Source organism: uncultured Kordia sp. (assembly GCF_947489565.1).
Classification (GTDB): domain Bacteria; phylum Bacteroidota; class Bacteroidia; order Flavobacteriales; family Flavobacteriaceae; genus Kordia.
In genome coordinates this window covers 574,689-596,338 of the sequence record NZ_CANLEA010000001.1, presented here as the reverse complement: position 1 = coordinate 596,338, position 21,650 = coordinate 574,689, and the positions used below count along the sequence as shown (strand labels likewise).

Here is a 21,650-nt window from a genome sequence, read left to right as displayed (position 1 = left end):
GCAAATTATGTTTAAAAGCCATAGGCTTATTTTTCAATTGCCTATAACAAAATAGAATACTATATTTGCAAACTTTTGATACCTATGAGAAGACTCGTTATAATGTTGGTTGCTTTTGCTTTAGCCCAAACGATGAATGCACAACTCCATGAAATTGGAGGATATATTGGCTACAGTAATTTTATTGGAGATGTGGGATCAACACAGTACATAAATCCTAACCATTTAGCGTATGGAGCTATTTATAAATGGAATAGAAGTGAAAGACATTCATTTAGAGCGTCTATTACCCGAACACTTTTAGAAGGAAAAGATATTAAATCGGACGATCCAGCAAGACAATTGCGTGGATTACAATTTACAAATACAATTACAGAATTCTCCGTTGGTGTTGAGTTTACCTTCTGGGAATTTAATTTACATGATACAGATCCGCAAGCTGCACCATATTTATATACAGGTGTTTCATATTTTAATTATGACACCTTATTTTTAGAAAATGGAAGAATTGTTCCTTATGGAGATGACAATACCTTTGCCATTCCGATGGTATTAGGATACAAAATGACTATTTCAGATAAATGGATCTTAGGTCTTGAACTTGGAGCACGATATACGTTTACCGACGATATTGATGGAAGCAATCCAGTAAATGACAAAGAAGATTTTGACAATTTGAAGTTTGGAAATATAAATAGTAACGATTGGTATATGTATACGGGAATTACCCTTACATATACCTTTGGAAAAAAACCCTGTTATTGTTACTAGTGTAGCAAGCAAAAATACGAATGAGTTTAGTCGAAAAAATACAGAAAGACTTTTTACCGAAACATTTAGCCATTATTATGGACGGAAATGGTCGGTGGGCAAAACAGAAAGGAAAACTTCGTGTATTTGGTCATGAAAATGGTACTAAATCTGTACGACGAATTGTGGAAACAAGTGCCGAACTCGGTATTAAAAATTTAACATTATATGCGTTTTCTACTGAAAATTGGAATCGTCCAAGACTTGAAGTAGAAGCCTTAATGCGACTCTTAGTTTCTTCACTGCGAAAAGAACTCAAAATACTCCTTAAAAACAACATCAAATTACAAGCTATTGGCTCTTTAGATACACTTCCAAAGAAGGCTAAAAAAGAATTATTTGAGGTTATAGAGAAGACAAAAGATAACACACACATGACATTAACACTAGCATTGAGCTATGGTTCAAGAGAAGAACTTAAAAATGCTGTTAAAGAAATATGTGAGAAAGTTAAAAATAATATAATTTCTTTGGAATCTATTGACGAATCCATTATTAATCAGCATCTTTACACGCAAAATTTACCAGATGTAGATTTACTTATACGTACTAGTGGAGAACATCGTATCAGTAACTTTTTACTATGGCAAATTGCCTATGCTGAACTGTATTTTACCGATGTATTATGGCCAGATTTTAGCAAGGAAGACTTATATGAAGCGTTGATTAATTATCAAAATAGAGAACGAAGATTTGGAAAAACAAGCGAACAAATTAATTAGAATTTTAATGCAAAAAAAATACCTAAAATCATTATTACTATTATTATTACTCTTTTGCAGTATTGCCTCTTATGCACAAGAAACAACTTTTGATAAAGGGAAGAAATATACAATAGGTGGCATTAAAGTTACTGGATTAAAAAGTTATAACGAACAAACCGTTATTACGTACACGCAACTACGTGAAGGACAGGAAATTTTAGTTCCAGGAGAAGAAATTAGTGCCGTAATTAAAAAATTATGGGGATTAGAGCTTTTTAGTGATATCAATTTCTATATAGAACGTATTGAAGGTGATAAAATATTCTTAGAATTAAACATTCAAGAATTACCAACATTATCAGATATAGAAGTTCGCGGATTAAAGGAAAATAAAGCCGCAACTGTGATCAAAGAAACCGAATTGAAAAAAGGGAAGAAAATCACAGAAAGTTTCTTAGCAAATACTAAAAACTACATCGAAAATAAGTATAAGAAACAAGGATATTACCGTACCAAAGTTAATATCACAACTCAGCAAGATACTACAGACAGCGCCAAGAATAACATGAAGGTGATTGTAAATGTAGATCGCGGTAAAAAGATCAAAGTAAAAAACATTCGTTTTACTGGAAATACACAATTCAAAGACAAAAAGCTTCGTAGAGCAATGAAAAATACGAAGGAAAAATTTCCACTTCGTATCTTTAAAGCTTCTAAATTCATTCCTGAAGATTATAAAGAAGATTTAAACTCTATTATAGAAAAGTACAAGGAAAACGGATTCCGTGATGCGCGAATTACTGGAGATTCTATTAGCTGGAACGACGACAATACATTAAATATTGACATTGCGCTTGAAGAAGGAAACAGGTATTATTTTGGAGACATTACGTTCTTAGGAAACACCGTATATACAGACAGACAGTTAAGCAGTTTGTTAGGAATTAAAAAAGGAGATACTTATAATGGTGTCTTATTAGAAAACCGTATTTCTGACGAAACGGATCCTGATGCACAAGACTTAACAAATCAGTACCAAAACAACGGATATTTATTCTCAAATATCAACCCAGTTGAGGTTTCTGCGAAGAATGACACCATCAACTTCGAAATTCGTATCATTGAAGGAAAACCAGCTTACTTTAACAATATCTCTGTGGTTGGTAACGAAAAAACAAACGATCACGTAATCTATCGTGAAATCAGAACAAAACCAGGAGAATTATATAGTAAAGATAAAATCATTCGTACCATTCGTGAATTAGGTCAGTTAGGATTCTTTGATGCTGAGCAAATCAAGCCAGAAATTAAAAATCCAGATCCAAACAGTGGTACTGTTGATGTAGAATACAGCTTAGCAGAACGCGGAGGAAGCCAGATAGAACTACAAGGTGGTTATGGTGGTGGAGGTTTCATCGGAACCTTAGGACTGTCGTTTAACAACTTCTCTATTCGAAACCTATTCAATGGTGATGCATACAAACCTTTACCAACAGGTGATGGACAAAAATTAGCATTACGTGCACAAGCAAGTAGATTTTTCCAAACCTTTAGTTTTTCATTTACTGAACCATGGTTAGGAGGAAAAAAACCAGTACAGTTTACTTCATCATTATCACATACAGTACAGTTTTTATTCAATCCACAAACAAACAATGCTGACAAAGACAGACGTTTCTTAATTACAGGATTATCTGTAGGATTGGCAAAACGTTTAGCTGAACCTGATGATTACTTTGTATTATCACAAGCGTTAAGTTTCCAACATTACAACTTAAAAAATTATAACACAGGATTATTTACCTTTGGTGATGGATTCTCAAACAACTTCTCTTACACAGTTGCTTTAACGAGAAATTCATCGGGTCCAAACCCAATTTACCCAATGCAAGGTTCTGAATTTACTGTAAGTGCAAAACTTTCCTTACCTTATTCCCTGTTTAATAACGTAGATTACGGAAATTTAGAAAATTTAGATGAATATCAGTTAAAAGATTCAAATGGTAATTTCTTAAATGCAAATGCTAGTACACCTGGAGAACCTGCAAATTTAGGTCCAACACTAGAACCAGGAGAAGTTTCTATCGTTGACAGAGGAAAAGTTGATCAAGAAAAATTCAAATGGTTAGAATTTTATAAAATTAAATTCAAAGGTGCTTGGTACCAAAATGTAGTTGACAAATTAGTCTTAAAAACAGAAGCTAATTTTGGGTTCTTAGGCGCGTATAACAACGATAGAGGGATCATTCCTTTCGAAAGATTCTTCGTTGGTGGAGACGGATTAGGTAACTTCAGTTTAGATGGTAGAGAGGCAATTGCATTGCGTGGATATCCAAATCAATCACTTTCTGATTTAGATGGAGGTACTATTTACAATAAATTTTCGTTAGAGTTACGTTATCCGATTACATTAAAGCAAACTGCTTCTATTTATACGTTAGCGTTTTTAGAGGCTGGTGGCTCATTTAATTCGTTTAAAGAGTACAGTCCGTTTGAGTTAAATCGCTCGGCTGGTGCAGGATTACGTATATTTATGCCTGCATTTGGATTGTTAGGTATTGACTTTGGATATGGATTTGATCCAATCCCAGGAACTACGCAACGAAACGGATGGGAAACACACTTTATTATCGGACAGCAATTTTAAGTAATTTAAATTTTGGCACGATATTTTCTATTAACAAACCGACAGACATGAAAACGAAAGTTCTTTTTTTATTAACAATGCTTCTCACACTATCTACCGTACACGCACAACGTGTAAATGGTGCAAGAGTTGGTTATATTGATATGGAATACATTTTAGAGAATGTAGATACTTATCAAGAAGCAAACACACAATTAGAAGCAAAAGCTCAACGCTGGAAAAACGAAATTCAGAAAAAGCAAAACGCGATAGATCAAATGAAAAAAAATCTAAGTGCGGAACGTGTTTTACTTACCAAAGAATTAGTTGACGAGCGTGAAGAGGAAATCGAAATCTTAGAGCAAGAATTACAAACATACCAACAAGACCGTTTTGGTCCTTTTGGAAGTTTAATGGTACAACGTCAAAATATGGTAAAACCCATTCAAGACCAAGTATTAAATATTGTTCAAGATATCGCAAAAAAGAAACGTTATGATTTCGTATTTGACAAATCAGCAGACGTAGTGATGCTTTACTCTGCACAGAAGTTTGATATCAGTGATCAAGTATTACGTGTGATCAATAGAGATAAAAAACGTAAAGGTAGAGAAGAGAAGATCAGGGAAAAGAAAAGTTCGAAATCTAAATTTGAAGATGGCGACACTGCAAAAGAACCAGATCCAGAAGCAGAAGCTAAAAAAGAAGCTGCTGCTGCTAAAAAAGAAGAGCGTCAAAAATTATTAGATGAACGCAAGAAGAAACGTTTAGAAGAACGTGAAGCAAAGAAAAAAGCATACGAAGAAAAGCGTAAAAAGCTAATTGCAGATCGTGAAGCTAAAAAGAAAGCTGCTGAAGAAAAACGCAAAAAACGCGAAGAAGAAAAACGTAAAAAAGCGGAAGAGCGTAAAAAGAAGCAGGAAGAAAAAGAGAATGAAAACGAGGAAAACGGCGAAGGCGCTGGTGGTGGACAATAAATAATGGCTAACAAGCCTAAACAAATATAAAATTCCCTTAACCATCGAGATAAGCCCAACGCAATACAATTCTCGGTGATAGAGTAACAACAATTAATATAAATAACACTTAAAGTAAATAATTGAAAATCATGAAACAAATGAAAAAGCTAATTGCAATTGCAGTACTATTTTTCGGAATGGTAAGTTTTACAAATGCACAGACAAAAGTTGCCCACATTAATACGCAACAGTTGATTAGCGCTATGCCGGAAATGAAAGAAGCTAAGGATGAGTTTGACAAACTTCAACAATCATTAGGTGCAGATATTCAAGCCTCAGTAACTGAATACAGAAACAAATTAACTCAGTACACAAACGAAGCTCCTAATAAGACTGATGCTGAAAATGATGACAGAAAGAAGGAATTAGCAGAATTAGAAACGCGTATTCAAGAAGCACAAGCTGCTGCTCAGAAAACTGCAGAACAAAAATATATTGACTTAACAAAGCCTATTCAAGAAAAAGCATTAGCTGCCATTCAAAAAGTAGCAAGAGCACAAGGGTTTGCTTATGTACTTGACGAAACTCCAGGTTCAGGTTTATTACTTGCTGATGGAACTAACTTAATGGATTCTGTTAAGAAAGAATTAGGTATCAAGTAAAGAACTACTATATACTACCTTATAAAAAAACCGCCTATTTAGGCGGTTTTTTTATGCTTGAATTTTAAACTCATTAATAATATTCAATCTTTTCCCAAATTCCATTCTCTTTATACAAATGGTATCCTTTTCCAGCCATCATTATGTGTGGAATTTTATACATGATATTTGTACTTGGCAATACTAACTTTGGACAATATCTGACTACTAAAGATTTTAAATTATCTAAAGCAAATAAAGCATCAATAGAAGTCAAATTACTCAAACTACGAATATCTATCCTAGAAACAACGTCTGTGTTCCAATCGGCGTTTATTGTTGTGAGTTCATTGCAATGATGTATCCCTACATAATCTATTCCTCCAAATGAAAAAGCCCAAGAAACATCTTTTAAATTGTGTACTCTGTTGAGGTATAATCTCTCCAGAAAAATCTTAGGAAACTTTTCTTTTACTGAATCAAGTTCGATTTGATACAACTTTAAAAAATTCAAATTGGTGTATTTTTTAAGATGTTTCAAACTTTTAATTTTTGTCGTATGATCATGCAATGCCCAACTATTAATCTCTAAATACTGAATCGATTTTGGTAAATACGAAGGCACTTCTGTCAAACTATAAATATTTGCCAAGGTTAACTTTTCTAATTTTGAAAGTCTTTTAATTGCTGTTAGATAGTTTTTCGCATCTTTTTTTCGAAATTTTATACCGTGATCAATTCCTAGTTCCTTAATTCTATTTTTTCTGTGAAACTTTGGAAATTGAGTCAAGTTTGGTGTTCCGCGAATTAGTAATTTTTCAATCGTATTACAATCTAAAAATGCATCAATATCTTCTAAACTTTCCGAATCCATGATATACAAGGTCTGTAACGAATCCAATTGAAACTTCTTTTTCGCTATATATTCCTGTTGCCTTCTACGAATTGTCAGATGCTTTACATTCGGAAAATAGTTATCCAGTTCAGAAATATCAGCAGGCGGAACAATGGTGAGTGATTCTGTATGTACAAAATCTTTGAATTCCTCAGGAATTTTTGGCAATGCAATTATCAGACTAAGATTTCTATGTTTTTTTAACAGTGCAATCCTCGATGTATTTGTCGTACTATCAATAATGATAATATCTCCTAATCCATTATTCAAATTGACAAATATTGGTCCAGGTTGTGCATTTGAAACTAACATACATAAGAAACATCCAAACAAAAAAAAGTAATGTCGATTCATAATTCATATTTTGCTCGCAAAATACATTGTCATTTCGCTGTAAAAAACAACAAATGAGTCAACACTACTTTTGGATGAGGTTGCAGTCAAAAAAAGCCACCAAAATGGCAGCTTTCCGTCTTCAATGATGTTAGATTAACATCCTCCGTCACACGTACGACAATGCAAAGGATCACTCAACGGATGATTGTTTGTCGCACAATTATTACTACCGCAGGCATTTGTTCCACAACCATTGGTTCCGCAATTATTGGTGTTACACCTGAAAGTAACACAATAAAAAGTCTTATAGCCTCCTTTTATTGCTCCTAAGTTTGAAACATTGGTTTTGCCTAAACTAAGTTTACTTGCAAATTTTTGTTTTTTCATATTAATCATTTTAAAGTTAATGATTCAAATATAGCTTGCAAACACTAGCGACAAATCCTACAAAATGTATGATTTCTCTAATTACACTTTATTTTTCCCAAAAAACATAGCTCCAAATTCAAATGATATCGACAAGGCTGTTTTTTTTACTTATTTTTACCATTATGAGCAATTCCCCAATAGGTATTTTTGATTCTGGAGTTGGTGGCACATCGATTTGGAGAGAAATCCACAAATTGTTGCCACACGAAAACACGATCTATTTAGCCGATAGCAAATATGCGCCATACGGACCTAAAGGAAAGGAAAGAATTACTGAACTTAGCATCAAGAATACAGAATTACTCTTAAAGAAAGGCTGCAAACTCATTGTAGTTGCTTGCAATACCGCTACAACAAATGCTATTCGTCATCTTCGTGAGCATTACGATGTTCCTTTTATTGGAATTGAACCTGCCATTAAACCAGCCGCTTTACAGACGAAATCCAACGCGATTGGCATTTTAGCCACCAAAGGAACCTTATCAAGCGAATTGTTTCATAAAACGTCTGATTTATACGGTAACGGCGTTACTATTGTTGAGCAAGTAGGCGAAGGTTTAGTTCCACTGATTGAAAATGGTGAGATTGATACTCCAGAAATGGAAAAACTTTTAAAATTATATCTAGCACCCATGATTGCTGCAGACATTGATTATTTAGTGCTTGGCTGCAGTCATTATCCGTATTTAATTCCAAAGTTAAAAACTTTACTTCCGCAACATGTTACTATTATTGATTCTGGTGCAGCTGTAGCAAGACATACGCAAGCTATTTTGACACAACATGAATTATGTGCTCCTACAAGTAATGTTGGAGATTGTATTTTTTATAGCAATAGAAAGCCAGAAATTTTAAGTGAGATTTTACACGGAGATTTTACAGTGGAAGCTTTAGATTTTTAATCGTTATTTTCTTCTTTGAACCAACCTGAATATTTTACATAGTTATCTGCAATACGATCGATTTCTCCTGAGATTAATTCGTTGCTAATGTCTTTTACCTTTTTCGCAGGAATTCCAGCATAAATACTTCCCGATTCTACATGCGTGTTTTTGGTAACTACCGCGCCTGCTGCTATGATGCTGTTGCTTTCTACTATACAATCGTCCATTACAATACTTCCCATACCAATTAAAACATTGTCATGAATGGTGCAACCATGTACAATAGCATTATGTCCGATAGAAACATTATTTCCAATAGTCGTTGGTGATTTTTGATAGGTTGCATGAATAACTGCGCCATCTTGCACATTTACCTTATCTCCCATTTTGATAAAATGTACATCGCCACGAATGACTGCATTGAACCAAACACTGCATTGATTTCCCATAGAAACTTCGCCAACTATGGTAGCATTTTCAGCAATAAAACAATCGTTTCCAATTTGTGGATGTTTTCCGTTTACAGGTTTTATGATCATGGTGGTTGGGTTTTGGGTTTTGGGTTGCTTTGCTCCTGTTTATTCGTTTATTCGTTTATTCGTTTATTCGTTTATTCGTTTATTCGTTTATTCAAAAATACTTTTTCGTTTTAAATTTCCAAACGTCACTTCGAGTGATTTTTCGTAATAAGATGGAGAAAAATTGTATCGAGAAGTACTTTGAAATTCTAATTATATCTCGATACTAATTTGTTTCACAAATTCACTCGATCTGACAAAATAGAACAATACACACTTAACATGAAACGGATTGCTTCACTTCATTCGCAATGACGTATCAAATCTTTCAAGTTCAACTTCAAGAATTATTTCTATACATAAATATTGGGTTGTAGATTTTCTTTGACACAAACCTAAGATCCAAGATCAAAAACCTAACACCTACTTAAAATACGACAACAAATTCGCTTTTTTCGTAGAAGATACCAAAACTTCTTTTCCATTGTTTAGTACTACGCTTCCACCTTTTCCTTTTCTATACTTCACAACCGCATTTACATTGACTAAATACGATTTGTGTACACGTGCAAACGGATATTGACTTAACGCTTCTTCGAAATATTTTAAGGTTTTACTCACCACAATCTTAGAATCGTTGATATAGATTTCCGTATAGTTATCATCAGCTTTGCAATACACAATTTCTGCGACATTTAATACTTCAAAACCATCTTGTTGCGGAATGGTAATTTTCCCGTTGATCGTTTCTATATTCGTTGTCAAAACGGCTTCTTCCAAACGCTCTTCTTTACTTTTAATAGAAATTACATGATCTACCGCTTTGATGAGTTCGTCTATAGAAATTGGCTTCAACAGATAGTAAGATGCGTGACTGTTCAATGCTTCTATCGCATAATGATCGTAAGCTGTTACAAAAATGGTTTCAAACGAACGATCGCCTACTTTTTCTAGTAAGTCAAAAGCATTTCCAAAAGGCATTTCTACATCTAAAAACACCAAATCTAATTCGTTATTTCGAATTAAAATTAAAGCATCTTCAATATTAGAAGCTTCTCCAATTACATTGACATTTGGGCAATACTTTGCCACATACTTTTTTAGAATTTCTCTACTAATTTCTTCGTCTTCTACAATAATGGTTTGTAATTGCATTTAATCTTTTTTAAGCGTTAGTATAACTTTGGTTCCTTGTCCGTCTTCAAAAACATTGCCCACAGAGACATCTACTTTGTCTTTGTACATATCGTTCAAAATCGCAATACGTTTTTTGATATTCCCCATTCCTTTTGATTTTTGACGCAACTGATTTTTCGTCTTTAATTCCATAGAACGTTCGCGTCCAATTCCATCATCTTCAATGACAATTTCAAGCATTTCATCTGTCTTCGCCGAAATGGAAATATTCAACATTCCTTTTTCTTCTTTGTAACGTAATCCATGCCAGATTGCATTCTCAATATACGGTTGCAATAACATCGGCGGAATTTGAAAGTCAGATATTTTCAACTGTTCATCAACATTTATTTTATATTCAAATTTATCCTGAAAGCGCATATGTTCCAATCGCACATATAATTCTAGTAATTCCAATTCTTTTGAAAGCGGAATAAAATCCTCATCAGAATTTTCTAAAACAGTACGCATTAGAGTTGAAAACTCAGATAAATATCGATTCGCATTACGTTCATCATTTAAGGCAATATAATTATTCACAGAATTCAACGCATTGAAAATAAAATGAGGATTCATCTGTGTTCGCAATGATTTCAGTGCCAATAAATTATTCGCCAATTTTTGCTGTTTGCTATTTCGATACAATAGATAAATGGTGATTGCCAGTAAAATCATTCCAAAAATAAGCGAATAAATCGTGTATAATTGACGTTTATTACTTTCTTCTACTAATTGCTGTTCTCGAATATAACTATCCACTCGCGAGCGTTCGAGCTTACGATCAGCTTCCAAACTCATGATGCGCGTTTGCTTTTCTTGAATATTTTTTCGCAATCGACTTGATAATGAAATTTCCTGCTCTTTACGCAATGTCAATTCATTGACCAATTCTACATATTCTTGAAAAGTAGTACGTGCTTCATCAAATTCACCAAGCGATTCCAGCGTTTCCGATAATTTTCGAGTTGCATCTTTTGCAACAATTAAATCTTCTTTGGTATTGGCTTCGGAAGCACTTTTCTTAAAATACGGAAGTGCTTCATCGTATTTTTCTTGCTGCAAAAATGCATTTCCAATTTTATAATTAATTCGCTGCGTACTAATAATGACAGAATCATTTAAAGTTCCTTTGGCAACTTGTTTATCGGAACCTGATTTTTCCAAATCTTCCAGGTTCTTTTTACGCAACTGAATTTCTTTATCGAACAAACTGTTTGAGTTATAGAAATCGGCCACACGATCTTGCTCTACAATAGCACGTTGCAAGTTTTGTTCTTGTGCAAGATTCAAAGAATTGGTAAAATATCCTTCGGCAGCATTTGTATTTCCTGTAGCCGCATAATTATCTGCAATTTTGGAATTCAAGTCTGTGACTTTCGGTGTAATTAAATTTGTTTTGGCAATTTCAAGACCTTTATTATAGTTTTCCAGTGCCACATCATATTTACCCAACGCTTTGTACGCATCACCCAAACCTTCATACACAGTTACTTTTTGGTATTTAGATAAACTATTACGCAGAATACGTTTGAATGACTTAATAGCTTCATTATAATCTGCATTTAGCAATTGTGTTTTCCCAAGAGAAATCCACAAGCGAGTCGTACTATAAGTATTCAATGCAATTTGATAATTACTAATGGCCAAATCGTATTGTTTCCAATACACATACACATCTCCTAAAATTTCATACGAATCCGACAGTTCTTTTTCATCATTATCATCATATAAATTCTCCAGCGCTTTTTCAATGTACTGAATACTTTTTTCAATATCTTTCTTTTTAAACAATACTGCAGAATCTAGCATGACTTTGTATTGTTTCAAGTCTGATTTCCGCTTTTGTCTTCCTAATGAAGATGTATTTTCTTCTTCTTCTTCGAAACCTTCTACCAATATTACAATAGATTCATCGCTGGAAACTTTATGAAATTCTTTTCCAAAACTTGGGTGTTCAATCACCAATTGATCACCTACACGTGTTCGAATCGTAAAACGACCAAAGGCATTTGTTTTTGCTACATCTCCTCCAACCACACGTATGGTAGCATCTGATACTGGCGCACGATTATCTCTGCCTCTAATTTCTCCACGCACCATAAAAAAAGCGGCTTCTTCTTTCTTTTCCTTGGCGCTGTTTTGGGAAACAACTTCTTGGAACGAAATCAAGCATAGAAACACCAATATTATTGCAAACTTATTTTTCATTATTTTCATTAAGGGTTATAAACTTACGCACTTTCGTTGATATACTAAAATGCGAATACTTCTAAAACCTAGTTTTTCAGCTATTTTCAGTCGTTTTTTTCTGGTTTCTCTCACGAAAAGAATTGGTTTACTCATTCAACATGATTGTTAACTCATTCCCGGTTTTTTTCGGATTTCTTTGCGGGTACTTTTAGGGAAAATTTAAAAAACAGATGAAAAAAATAAATCTTTTAATGTGTTTGTGTCTTACCCAGTTCATTTTTGCACAACACAAGGGGAATTACGATCAGAATATTCAAATTTCCCGACAAAATATTGCGACTGGTAATGCGCAAGTATACGGACCGCAATCTACAAAACACCGAAGAAATATAAATCCGAGTTCTTCTATTATTATTGATGTGCACGCGTTGTACAATGCCAAAGCAAGTTCGTACACAGCCATGTTCAATATTTCGCAAATTGGTCCAACCGCCGAAGAAACACATAAGTTGGTCAATGAACGTATTGATAATGTTCGTAAAGAATTAATTGCGGCTGGTATTAAAAAAGACGATATCGCTATTGATGTAATTTCATTTGTCCCAGTATATGAAATTGAAGTACAAAAAAAGCTATTTAGCACCAAATACAACGAAGTTCCTAAAGGTTTTGAGTTACAACAAAACATTCACATCCGATTCAAAAAAACACAGCAATTCGAGAAGATTTTAGCGGCGTGTGCAGCGAATGAGATTTACAACTTGGTGAAAGTCGATTATTTTATTGATAACATTCGCGCAGTATACAAGAAACTACAAACTTCATTAGTTTCTTTAGTGAAAGAAGAAAAAGAATACTACAAACTTTTAGGTTTTGATTTGTCAGATTATAATGTGGTGATGGCGGATGATAAGTATTGTTACTTCCCAAAAGATTTTTACCAAAACTATCAAGCGTATAATAGTGTTTCTTTTGAAGCTTTAAAGAAGAAAAAAGGTGTAACTAAAGCCAAGAAGCAGACTTCGTATTATTATCAGCCACTTTCTACTGAAAATTATGACATTGTATTGAATGCTTCCATTTTAGAACCTGTTGTTCAAGTTGGAATGCAAATTAAATTGGTGTATTCGCCAAAACCAAAAGAGCAAAAGCAACCACCAAAAACGGAAGTAAAAACAGAACATAAATATTATGTGATTTCGCCAGACGGCAAGATTGATGTAAAAGAATTAAAAACTAGCAACTAATCATCAAGCATGAAAACCGAATAAAAGTAAAACCTAACAGATGAATGAATTATTGAATTAATCATTCAAAAAAAAGAAAACGATGAAACGAACATGAATTTTCATTATTTCCAAATTCACATAAAGAGATAATTAAAATTTATGCGAGTTCCTGAATGTATTCAATTTTTTTGAACATTCAGAAATCAAAAAAATTTAAACAGATGAAAACACTACATGTATTTTTAGCAAGCGCATTGATTTTAACAATGTCTTGCAAAGGAAACTCTAAAGCAGACACCGCTTTATTGAGTGAAGCAATGACGGAAACGACTGTAGATACAAAAATGCTACAAGAGAAAACAAAAAATACCATTAAAGTCGCTTTGTTATTAGATACTAGCAATAGTATGGATGGTTTAATTCATCAAGCAAAAGCTCAGTTATGGGAAATTATTAACGAGCTATCATACGCCAAATGTGGTGACGAAAAGCCAAATTTAGAAATTGCTTTGTACGAATATGGAAACGACAATTTATCTTCGGAAGAAGGATACATTCGTCAAGTATTACGTTTTAGCAATGACTTGGATGAAATCTCTGAAAAGTTATTTTCGCTGACTACTCGTGGCGGAAGTGAGTTTTGCGGACATGTGATTCAGACTTCATTAGATCAGTTGAATTGGGGAAACAATCCAAAAGATTTGAAACTTCTTTTTATTGCAGGAAACGAACCTTTTACACAAGGAAGCATTAACTATAAAGATGCCATTACCAATGCTTGTGAAAAAGATGTGGTTGTCAATACTATTTTTTGCGGAAACTATGAGCAAGGTATTTCTGGAATGTGGAAAGATGGTGCCGTACAAGGAAAAGGTGATTATATGACCATTGCACACAATAGAAATATTGTATACGTAAAAACTCCATATGACAAGAAAATTATGGAATATAATACGCAATTAAACAATACATATATTGCCTACGGACTACAAGGAAGCTATAAAATAGCGCAACAAAGCACCCAAGATTTCAATGCAAATTCAATCAATGAAGAAATTGCTGTTGATAGAGCCGTTTCAAAGAGTTCTAGTTTTTACACAAATTCTTCTTGGGATTTGGTCGACGGAATTGCCAATGATTCTGTAAAATTGGAAGAATTGAGTGAAAAAGAATTGCCTAAAATATTGAAAGGAAAATCAAAAGAACAAATTTTAATCTATGTAGAAGAACAACAAAAACTGCGTAAAGATATTCAACGTAGTATTCGCGAATTAAATGCTAAGCGTAAACAATTCATTTCTCAAAAAAGTGAAAAAGAAGGAAAAGACGATTTAGAAAGTGCTATGATCAAAGCGATTAAAACACAGGCAGCTCGTAAAAATTATACATGGTAGTTTTTAGATCGCTTCGCCGTTAAACATATTCCTGAGCAAGCAGGAATTCTTAGGCAACTACTGCTTCATTGTTAGATTTTACTGTAATCGTTGAACACTTTACATAATATCAAAACGCTACAAAAGCAGTAACTGTCATATCGAGTAGAGTTGAGAAACAAAAGAACATAATTGTTTTATTACATCTCAACGCTGCTCGATTTTAATTTATATAAACTTTTTAATGTTTCACACATGAAACATCTATTCTTATTGCTTCCTTTAAACACCATAAGTTGAATACTACGATAATGGAAATGTATTTGACGAAGATATTGAAGAGGAAAAAAACATTACTATTACGATCGCAAGGGAGCGATGACCAAAATAGAAACTTGGGAAACTGACAAATTGATTCACACAGAATACCAAAATAAAAATTAATGGGAAACACTGTTAACTTCTTATACTAGAGTTTCATTCAAAAGAAAAAGGCTTGCAATAATTTGCAAGCCTTTTTTATATCGTTTCGTTGTTGTCTTAGTTAATCGCAGGACAATTACAATCGTAAGGATCTCTATCCGCTCTACCAAAGTCATATCCTAATGTGATTTGGTGATAACCTCCATTAGAAAGCACTAATGAGTTTGCTTGATATGAATACGTATATGCAAACATAAACTTGTTATAATTTACTCCAATGAATGGTGTTACGTACTGTAGTTTTTGATTGTCAACTTGTGTTCCATTTACAAATTCTGCTCCATCTAAACTTCTTCTGTATGACAATCCTCCCCAAACAGAACCAAATTCTAAGCTTCTATATACTTTAATATTTGCATCAATAGAAGATTCTTGTGTTTCTTCCGTGTATTGAAACATCATTGATGGCTCATATTTCCAATCGCTACCATATTGTCCAAAGACATATCCAGCCGATGCTAAGTAACGACGTTGATTTTTTGATTCAAATTCTTGAGAGAATAAATCTCTTTTTGTTGGCAATGCATTTTTAACGGTTAAATGCGCATAGAAATCAAAAAGATAATACGATGCACCAAAATCTACATTAAAGTATGTTGTGTTTAGTTGCGTTCCAGAAATTATTGGATCTGGATTGTTTATGATATCAAAACCAGTTTCATCGAGTGTTCCTTGTGTAAATCCTGTACTAATACCGAAAGAAAGTTGATTTAAATCTACTCTGTTTCTTGAAAGTAATAAATGGTATGCAAATGTTAAATAAGCTCCTTGTTGTGAAAAGTTACCGTTTTCATCATTATATACAATAGCTCCAAATCCAACTTTATCACCAACTCGTGTATTAAAACTTAAAGTTTGTAAAGACGGCGCATTATCTACGTCAAACCATTGCTGTCTAGCTGTTAATCGTAGTTTAGAAGCGTTGGACGCTCCAGCCATCGAAGGATGAATTAAGTATAAATTATCAGAAAGGTAATCTACATAAACAGGAAGTCCATCTTGCGAGAAAGAGCATTGCACTCCAAATGCGATGGCAACAATAGCTAAGTATTTTTTAAATTTCATTAGTGTTTATCTTTTTCTGTAAAGAATGAGCGATACGATATGAGGTCGTATCGAAATTCAATGCAACTTATTATTTGATAACGAGGCCTTTACTTGTTGTGTTTCAGTTAATTATATGCAATACTATTAATTAATAGGTATTTTCATAGTGTAAAATGTCACACATTTGGTCAAATATATAAATTATTTGATAAGTATGTAATTCTTATCTTAATTTATTATTGATGTTTCCTTAAGTTTCTCATTTTTATAAAATGAGATTTTCCATACGGTTTCGTTTCAGGCGTCAATTTATTAAAAACGCAATTATTTATTAATTATTTTAACACAAAAAATAAAATTATTTCAAACTGACCCTAACAATTGAATAATTTACCCAACTCCATTTATAGATTCCAACGATAATGGTTACTTTTGTAAAAAAAAATTAAGCCCATGAGTGGTATCACGATAAGTATTGAAAAAACAAGCAATCCCGCAATTATAAAGTTTGAAGCCAGCACGTTTCTTACACGTCATAATAGTTATGAATTTAAGAATATTGACGAAGCCCAAGATTCACCGCTAGCACAGCAATTATTTTATTTACCTTTTGTTAAAACAATCTTTATTTCTGGGAATTTTATTGCAATCGAGCGTTATAATATTGTTGCTTGGGAAGATGTGCAGGAAGAAGTGGCTGCACAAATTCAAGAATATATTAATAATGGAAAAGAAGTTATTAGCGAATCTGCCACACCAAAAAAGGTAGTTCCTGTTACAATTTATGCGGAAAGTACGCCAAATCCGACGGTAATGAAATTTGTTGCCAATAAGAAAATTGTAGATCGCATCTTAGAATTTAAAAATATTGACGAAACAAAATATGCTCCTTTGGCACAGGCATTATTCCATTTTCCGTTTGTAAAAGAAATCTTTTTAGACAAAAATTATATTTCAATTACGAAATATGATATGGTAGAATGGAATGATATTACGATGGAAATTCGCGAATTTATCCGTAATTATATTCAAGAAGGAAAAGAAGTTGTTTCCAAAGACATTCCAGCAGAACAAAAAGAAAAAATTGAAATTTCGGAAGAGCGTTTTGAAGCTATGGATGATATTTCAAAAGAAATTGTAAATATTTTAGAAGAATATATTAAACCTGCTGTAGCAAGTGATGGTGGAAATATTATGTTTGATTCCTACGATCCAGTCTCTAAAGTAGTAAAAGTAGTACTGCAAGGAGCGTGTAGTGGTTGTCCATCTTCTACCATGACATTGAAGAGCGGTATTGAAAACACGTTAAAGAACCTATTAAAAGGACAGATTAACGAAGTTGTAGCGATTAACGGATAGGAATTACTTTTTTAATTGCAGGAATTCCCGTAATTTGATTGTTAAATTATTACATAACCTTTAAAAACACTAATTATGGCAGTATTAAAAGTAATTGAAGTACTTTCAAATTCAAAGAAAAGTTGGGAAGATGCAACAGCAAAAGCTGTAAAACAAGCTTCTAAATCAGTAAAAAACATTAGATCTGTATATGTACAAGATCAGAGTGCAATTGTGCAAGACGGAGCTGTAACTGAATATCGCGTAAACTTGAAGCTTACGTTTGAAGTAAACTAAAAATTTACCCATCATATGAAAAAGCGTTGTCAAATACTGACAACGCTTTTTTTTACTCATAGATTTTCCATACCTTTTAATAGTCTTACATCTTAACACCATTTATAAACGTTAGCCTATGAAAACTTTAGAAATCATTCTTATTGCGTTTGTCGCGATTGAACATGTATACATTTTATATTTAGAAATGTTCTTATGGACCACTCCAAAAGGCATGAAAACCTTTGGATTGAAATCAAAAACTTTTGCAGAAGAAACCAAAACACTCGCTGCAAACCAAGGATTGTACAATGGGTTTTTAGCCGCAGGATTGTTTTGGTCATTGTATACAAAAGACATTTCTGTGAGTCTGTTTTTTATTATTTGTGTATGTGTTGCGGCACTTTATGGTGCATATTCTACCAAAAGCAACCGAATTTTAATTGTACAAGGAACACCTGCTTTTTTAGCCTTGGCCGTTATTTTACTGCGAATGTTTTTAAAAATTTAATTCCGAATATTTCAAATTCTCTTACTGTTATAAAAAGTTGCAAGTTGACAGTTTTTTTTGTCGTTTGTAGAAAGCTTAAAAATTCAATGATAAATTTATTTTGAAGTCTTTCTATTTTATAATTTTACAGTATCATAAAAACTAATAAAAATATCATGGAAGAAACAACAACTCCTGTTGAAGAAACAACCAATACTGCTTCTGGTTGGTTTGAAAATTTTGATTTTGAAAAAATCATTGTAGACTACGGATTGAAAATAGTTGCTGCTTTAGCAATTTTGATCATCGGTTTATTCATTATAAAAATGATCGTACGTCTGTCTAGAAAGATCATGAAAAAACGCGGAATTGACGCTACACTACAGAAATTTTTAGGAAGTCTACTTGGTTGGACACTCAAAATTTTATTATTTGTTATTGTTGCTTCCCAATTAGGAATTGAAACTACTTCATTTGCTGCTGTTATTGGTGCCGCTGGTTTAGCCATTGGTTTAGCACTTCAAGGTTCATTATCAAACTTTGCAGGTGGCGTTTTAATTATGATTTTTAAACCTTATAAAATTGGGGATTTAATTGAAGCACAAGGTATTGTTGGTGTTGTAAAAGAAATTCAAATCTTTACTACACATTTAAACACGCCAGAAAATAAGTTAGCCATCATTCCAAATGGAGCTATGTCTAATGGAAATATTGTGAATTACTCTGCAGAAGGTGTATTGCGAATTGACCATGTAATTGGTGTTTCATATGATTCAGATATCAAGCAAACAAAAGATGTATTGATGAAGGTTTTAACCGATCATCCAAAAGTATTGAAAGATCCTGCGCCAACAATTAATGTTTCAGAATTAGCAGATAGTTCTGTTAATTTTGCAGTACGTCCTTGGGCAAATGCAGAACATTATTGGGATGTATATTTTGATGTACTAGAACATACAAAAATCGCCTTAGATGCTGCTGGAATTGAAATTCCTTACCCAACTAGCGTAGAAATTGAGAAAAAAGCTTAATTTTTCTTAGACTTCGTTACAACGAAATCTTTTAAATAATACGGTTCAAAATAAGCGACATCTTCGGTGTCGTTTTTTTTGTGCTTGTCCATTGCTATTGGAATCATTTTTTGGGTAGACGGAAAGTATATTTCATCATAAAAAACTGCATTTTCATGTGTAATTACACCTTTGCACTTTTCTGCTCCGTTTCCAATAAAATGTACTTTCCCTTTTGCTAAGTAATGCTCAAAAGAAGCCTCTGTAATGATTTCTGCTTGCGTTTCTCTGATTTGTGAATAGTTGGTATCAAATACTGCCGAATACACTTCCATACGGCGCGCATCCAACAATGGTACAATAACTCCATCTGCAATAGCGATGGCACGTGCTAAAATCTCCAGACTTTCAATAGCCATTAATTCTATGTCAGAAGCAAAACACAATCCTTTGGCTGTAGACACACCAATGCGCAATCCTGTGTACGATCCTGGTCCTTTTCCAACCACAACAGCCGCTACATCCGTTGGTTGAATTTGCGCTGTTTTGTACGCTTCTTTGATGAATACGTGCAACTTTTCAGAATGCGAATAGTTTTTATCATTTTCTTCCTTAAAGTAAAGTATCTCTTCATCATTCGCCAAACACACAGAACAATTGGTGGTTGAGGTTTCTAAGTATAATCGTATCGCCATGAAAGTGCTAATTTTTTACAAAAATAAAAAAGCATCAACCTTTTTGAAAGTATTGATGCTCTTTTATCTATTTTTTTAAGTCTTCTAGTTCAATTCCGTTAGCGGAAGTCCAAAGTAAAATTCTAATATTTTTAATCGGAAAATGTAATCGTATTTTGTACGCACTACATCTGATTCAGCAGCTTCCAAACGTTGTTTTGATTGACTAAAATCAAACGAATTCATAATACCTTCATTAAAACGTTCCGTTGAATAGTCATGTGCTATTTTCCTTGCCGTTAAGGTTTTTTCTGCAGCTTCATAGGATTTTAACGCACCTTTAGCATCGTTATACGCTTGATTTACGGTTGCTTCTAAATTATTTTTTGTTTGTTCTAAATTGTACTTTGCTCTTTCAATAGCAATCTTAGAACGTTTTATACCATTACTAATTCTAAAACCTGTGAAGATTGGAATGCTTAATTGGAATCCAAAAGAATGTCCTTTATTGGCACTAAATTGATCGAATAAGGGATCTGATTTCTCTGTTAACCTTGTGAAATTTCGGGTTACTACAGGATCACCTGTCGTTGCCACATTACCTATTACACTAAATGGCTCTTCTGTATTTTCGGCTAATCCTGCAAAAATATCAGAATTATTTGCTCTGGTATTAAAACTATAAAAACCTGATAGTGTTGGATATCTTTGTCCCTGTGCTAATTTTAGATCGTATTCTGCTAATTCAATATTCGTTTCAGAAATTTTTACATCATTTCGAACTTCCAACGATTTTTCAAAAATTTGCTTAGGAGTATTGTTCATGATTGTTGTAGTAGGAATCATATAATTACCTTCTTCAATATCAAAATTATCATAGTCCGTTATCAATAGAAGTTGTGCTAAGGATATTTTGGAGATACGCAATGTATTTTCTGCATTGACAATTTGCTGTTCTTGCGTTGCTACATTTGCTTCTATTTCCGCAATTTCACCTTCAGCCAACACACCTTCATTTACTAACTCTTGCGTACGTTTTAACTCTTTTTTGGTCACCTCAATTTGTAACTTTAATACTTTTAAAGATTCTTTGTTAAATAATATTTGCAAAAATCCTTGTACTACTTGCAATGACGTATTGTCTTTCATATCATCTAACTGATATTGATTTGCTATCAATGCTAGATTTGCTCTGTGTAGTCTGTTTACATTTTGTAACCCATCAAATAACGTCACATTCATGCTCAATCCTGCAGATGTATTTTGTGTGGTTTGATTTTGCAACACACCAGTAGTTACATTGGTGTTTAAACCGATATTCCATGAGTGTGAGGTAGACGCATTTAATGTTGGCAAAAAGCCTCCAATAGCATCTTTTTTGTCTATTTCTGTGTTTTGCCTATCTAGTTGCGCTTGTTTGATGGCAATATTATTTTCTAAGGCATAGTCAACACATTCCTTTAGCGCCCATTTTTTTTGGGCATGTGTTGTTGTAATTGTTCCTGCGATGAGCAGTATAATGATATAAACTTTTTTCATGTTGATGGTTATACTATTTCGGT

At 33.4% G+C, this 21,650-nt stretch carries 20 protein-coding genes; 12 read left to right on the top strand and 8 right to left on the bottom strand.

The annotated features are described in order from the left end of the window. Nucleotides 1–84 precede the first annotated feature (84 nt). The 5 genes from Q0845_RS02690 to Q0845_RS02670 all read left to right on the top strand — a co-directional run bounded on the left by Q0845_RS02690 (nt 85) and on the right by Q0845_RS02670 (nt 5,761). Nucleotides 85–771 carry a DUF6089 family protein gene (locus tag Q0845_RS02690; RefSeq protein ID WP_298508712.1) on the top strand — a complete coding sequence of 229 codons (687 nt, stop codon included), beginning with the start codon at nt 85–87 and terminating at the stop codon, nt 769–771. 20 nt (nt 772–791) lie between these two features. Continuing rightward, entirely contained in the window at nt 792–1,532 is a 741-nt protein-coding gene (locus Q0845_RS02685; protein WP_298508709.1) for an isoprenyl transferase, read from the top strand. 7 nt (nt 1,533–1,539) lie between these two features. Beyond that, nucleotides 1,540–4,161, top strand: a complete 2,622-nt coding sequence (gene bamA, locus Q0845_RS02680) for an outer membrane protein assembly factor BamA (protein WP_298508706.1) — start codon at nt 1,540–1,542, stop codon at nt 4,159–4,161. Nucleotides 4,162–4,208: 47 nt separating this feature from the next. Then, nucleotides 4,209–5,117: an OmpH family outer membrane protein gene (locus Q0845_RS02675; protein ID WP_298508704.1), complete on the top strand. Its 909-nt coding sequence runs from the start codon at nt 4,209–4,211 to the stop codon at nt 5,115–5,117. Nucleotides 5,118–5,248: 131 nt separating this feature from the next. After that, nucleotides 5,249–5,761 carry an OmpH family outer membrane protein gene (locus tag Q0845_RS02670; protein WP_298508701.1) on the top strand — a complete coding sequence of 171 codons (513 nt, stop codon included), beginning with the start codon at nt 5,249–5,251 and terminating at the stop codon, nt 5,759–5,761. 73 nt (nt 5,762–5,834) lie between these two features. Here Q0845_RS02670 and Q0845_RS02665 read toward each other — a convergent pair whose 3' ends face one another. Both Q0845_RS02665 and Q0845_RS02660 read right to left on the bottom strand, forming a co-directional pair. Next, entirely contained in the window at nt 5,835–6,989 is a 1,155-nt protein-coding gene (locus tag Q0845_RS02665; RefSeq protein WP_298508698.1) for a hypothetical protein, read from the bottom strand. A gap of 135 nt (nt 6,990–7,124) precedes the next feature. Then, nucleotides 7,125–7,358 (bottom strand): hypothetical protein, encoded by a 234-nt coding sequence (locus Q0845_RS02660; protein WP_298508695.1) that lies wholly within the window; start codon nt 7,356–7,358, stop codon nt 7,125–7,127. Nucleotides 7,359–7,522: 164 nt separating this feature from the next. Between Q0845_RS02660 and murI the strand changes: the two genes are divergently transcribed. Beyond that, nucleotides 7,523–8,302 carry a glutamate racemase gene (gene murI / locus Q0845_RS02655; RefSeq protein WP_298508692.1) on the top strand — a complete coding sequence of 260 codons (780 nt, stop codon included), beginning with the start codon at nt 7,523–7,525 and terminating at the stop codon, nt 8,300–8,302. On the opposite strand, the gene Q0845_RS02650 is transcribed toward murI, so the two are convergent. From Q0845_RS02650 to Q0845_RS02640, 3 genes are all read right to left on the bottom strand, one after another. Beyond that, on the bottom strand, nt 8,299–8,823 hold the full coding sequence (locus Q0845_RS02650) for a gamma carbonic anhydrase family protein (protein ID WP_298508690.1): 525 nt from the start codon (nt 8,821–8,823) through the stop codon (nt 8,299–8,301). The two genes, murI and Q0845_RS02650, sit on opposite strands and share 4 nt — an antisense overlap. Nucleotides 8,824–9,225: 402 nt before the next feature. Further along, nucleotides 9,226–9,957, bottom strand: coding sequence for a LytTR family DNA-binding domain-containing protein (locus Q0845_RS02645; RefSeq protein ID WP_298508687.1), 732 nt, complete (start codon nt 9,955–9,957; stop codon nt 9,226–9,228). Beyond that, a complete protein-coding gene (locus Q0845_RS02640) occupies nt 9,958–12,186 on the bottom strand; it encodes a tetratricopeptide repeat protein (protein WP_298508684.1) in 2,229 nt (742 codons plus the stop codon). A gap of 212 nt (nt 12,187–12,398) precedes the next feature. Between Q0845_RS02640 and Q0845_RS02635 the strand changes: the two genes are divergently transcribed. Continuing rightward, nucleotides 12,399–13,415, top strand: a complete 1,017-nt coding sequence (locus Q0845_RS02635) for an SIMPL domain-containing protein (protein ID WP_298508681.1) — start codon at nt 12,399–12,401, stop codon at nt 13,413–13,415. A 203-nt stretch (nt 13,416–13,618) separates the two neighbouring features. Next, nucleotides 13,619–14,791 carry a vWA domain-containing protein gene (locus Q0845_RS02630; RefSeq protein ID WP_298508678.1) on the top strand — a complete coding sequence of 391 codons (1,173 nt, stop codon included), beginning with the start codon at nt 13,619–13,621 and terminating at the stop codon, nt 14,789–14,791. 519 nt (nt 14,792–15,310) lie between these two features. On the opposite strand, the gene Q0845_RS02625 is transcribed toward Q0845_RS02630, so the two are convergent. After that, nucleotides 15,311–16,318, bottom strand: a complete 1,008-nt coding sequence (locus tag Q0845_RS02625) for a type IX secretion system membrane protein PorP/SprF (RefSeq protein ID WP_298508675.1) — start codon at nt 16,316–16,318, stop codon at nt 15,311–15,313. Between the two features lie 435 nt (nt 16,319–16,753). Between Q0845_RS02625 and Q0845_RS02620 the strand changes: the two genes are divergently transcribed. The 4 genes from Q0845_RS02620 (at nt 16,754) to Q0845_RS02605 (ending at nt 19,435) form a co-directional block, all read left to right on the top strand. Further along, entirely contained in the window at nt 16,754–17,659 is a 906-nt protein-coding gene (locus tag Q0845_RS02620) for a NifU family protein (RefSeq protein WP_298508672.1), read from the top strand. Between the two features lie 75 nt (nt 17,660–17,734). Next, nucleotides 17,735–17,935 (top strand): dodecin family protein, encoded by a 201-nt coding sequence (locus Q0845_RS02615; protein WP_298508669.1) that lies wholly within the window; start codon nt 17,735–17,737, stop codon nt 17,933–17,935. A gap of 118 nt (nt 17,936–18,053) precedes the next feature. After that, the gene (locus tag Q0845_RS02610) at nt 18,054–18,425 is read left to right on the top strand and encodes a DUF1304 domain-containing protein (RefSeq protein ID WP_298508667.1); all 372 of its coding nucleotides are present in this window, start codon (nt 18,054–18,056) and stop codon (nt 18,423–18,425) included. Nucleotides 18,426–18,580: 155 nt separating this feature from the next. After that, the gene (locus Q0845_RS02605) at nt 18,581–19,435 is read left to right on the top strand and encodes a mechanosensitive ion channel domain-containing protein (protein ID WP_298508664.1); all 855 of its coding nucleotides are present in this window, start codon (nt 18,581–18,583) and stop codon (nt 19,433–19,435) included. On the opposite strand, the gene tsaB is transcribed toward Q0845_RS02605, so the two are convergent. Together tsaB and Q0845_RS02595 are read right to left on the bottom strand one after the other, a co-directional pair. Beyond that, on the bottom strand, nt 19,432–20,109 hold the full coding sequence (gene tsaB / locus Q0845_RS02600; RefSeq protein ID WP_298508661.1) for a tRNA (adenosine(37)-N6)-threonylcarbamoyltransferase complex dimerization subunit type 1 TsaB: 678 nt from the start codon (nt 20,107–20,109) through the stop codon (nt 19,432–19,434). The two genes, Q0845_RS02605 and tsaB, sit on opposite strands and share 4 nt — an antisense overlap. A gap of 84 nt (nt 20,110–20,193) precedes the next feature. Beyond that, nucleotides 20,194–21,627: a TolC family protein gene (locus tag Q0845_RS02595; RefSeq protein ID WP_298508657.1), complete on the bottom strand. Its 1,434-nt coding sequence runs from the start codon at nt 21,625–21,627 to the stop codon at nt 20,194–20,196. Between the last annotated feature and the right edge of the window lie 23 nt (nt 21,628–21,650).

What these genes read in the sequence shown, in the direction of transcription:
- Q0845_RS02670 (WP_298508701.1), top strand. Translation starts at nt 5,249, where the DNA reads ATGAAACAAATGAAAAAGCTAATTGCAATTGCAGTACTATTTTTCGGA.
- Q0845_RS02690 (WP_298508712.1), top strand. Translation starts at nt 85, where the DNA reads ATGAGAAGACTCGTTATAATGTTGGTTGCTTTTGCTTTAGCCCAAACG.
- Q0845_RS02625 (WP_298508675.1), bottom strand. Translation starts at nt 16,318, where the DNA reads ATGAAATTTAAAAAATACTTAGCTATTGTTGCCATCGCATTTGGAGTG.
- Q0845_RS02640 (WP_298508684.1), bottom strand. Translation starts at nt 12,186, where the DNA reads ATGAAAAATAAGTTTGCAATAATATTGGTGTTTCTATGCTTGATTTCG.
- Q0845_RS02675 (WP_298508704.1), top strand. Translation starts at nt 4,209, where the DNA reads ATGAAAACGAAAGTTCTTTTTTTATTAACAATGCTTCTCACACTATCT.
- Q0845_RS02660 (WP_298508695.1), bottom strand. Translation starts at nt 7,358, where the DNA reads ATGAAAAAACAAAAATTTGCAAGTAAACTTAGTTTAGGCAAAACCAAT.
- Q0845_RS02620 (WP_298508672.1), top strand. Translation starts at nt 16,754, where the DNA reads ATGAGTGGTATCACGATAAGTATTGAAAAAACAAGCAATCCCGCAATT.
- Q0845_RS02615 (WP_298508669.1), top strand. Translation starts at nt 17,735, where the DNA reads ATGGCAGTATTAAAAGTAATTGAAGTACTTTCAAATTCAAAGAAAAGT.
- Q0845_RS02635 (WP_298508681.1), top strand. Translation starts at nt 12,399, where the DNA reads ATGAAAAAAATAAATCTTTTAATGTGTTTGTGTCTTACCCAGTTCATT.
- tsaB (WP_298508661.1), bottom strand. Translation starts at nt 20,109, where the DNA reads ATGGCGATACGATTATACTTAGAAACCTCAACCACCAATTGTTCTGTG.
- bamA (WP_298508706.1), top strand. Translation starts at nt 1,540, where the DNA reads ATGCAAAAAAAATACCTAAAATCATTATTACTATTATTATTACTCTTT.
- Q0845_RS02645 (WP_298508687.1), bottom strand. Translation starts at nt 9,957, where the DNA reads ATGCAATTACAAACCATTATTGTAGAAGACGAAGAAATTAGTAGAGAA.
- Q0845_RS02610 (WP_298508667.1), top strand. Translation starts at nt 18,054, where the DNA reads ATGAAAACTTTAGAAATCATTCTTATTGCGTTTGTCGCGATTGAACAT.
- Q0845_RS02650 (WP_298508690.1), bottom strand. Translation starts at nt 8,823, where the DNA reads ATGATCATAAAACCTGTAAACGGAAAACATCCACAAATTGGAAACGAT.
- murI (WP_298508692.1), top strand. Translation starts at nt 7,523, where the DNA reads ATGAGCAATTCCCCAATAGGTATTTTTGATTCTGGAGTTGGTGGCACA.
- Q0845_RS02685 (WP_298508709.1), top strand. Translation starts at nt 792, where the DNA reads ATGAGTTTAGTCGAAAAAATACAGAAAGACTTTTTACCGAAACATTTA.
- Q0845_RS02595 (WP_298508657.1), bottom strand. Translation starts at nt 21,627, where the DNA reads ATGAAAAAAGTTTATATCATTATACTGCTCATCGCAGGAACAATTACA.
- Q0845_RS02665 (WP_298508698.1), bottom strand. Translation starts at nt 6,989, where the DNA reads ATGAATCGACATTACTTTTTTTTGTTTGGATGTTTCTTATGTATGTTA.
- Q0845_RS02605 (WP_298508664.1), top strand. Translation starts at nt 18,581, where the DNA reads ATGGAAGAAACAACAACTCCTGTTGAAGAAACAACCAATACTGCTTCT.
- Q0845_RS02630 (WP_298508678.1), top strand. Translation starts at nt 13,619, where the DNA reads ATGAAAACACTACATGTATTTTTAGCAAGCGCATTGATTTTAACAATG.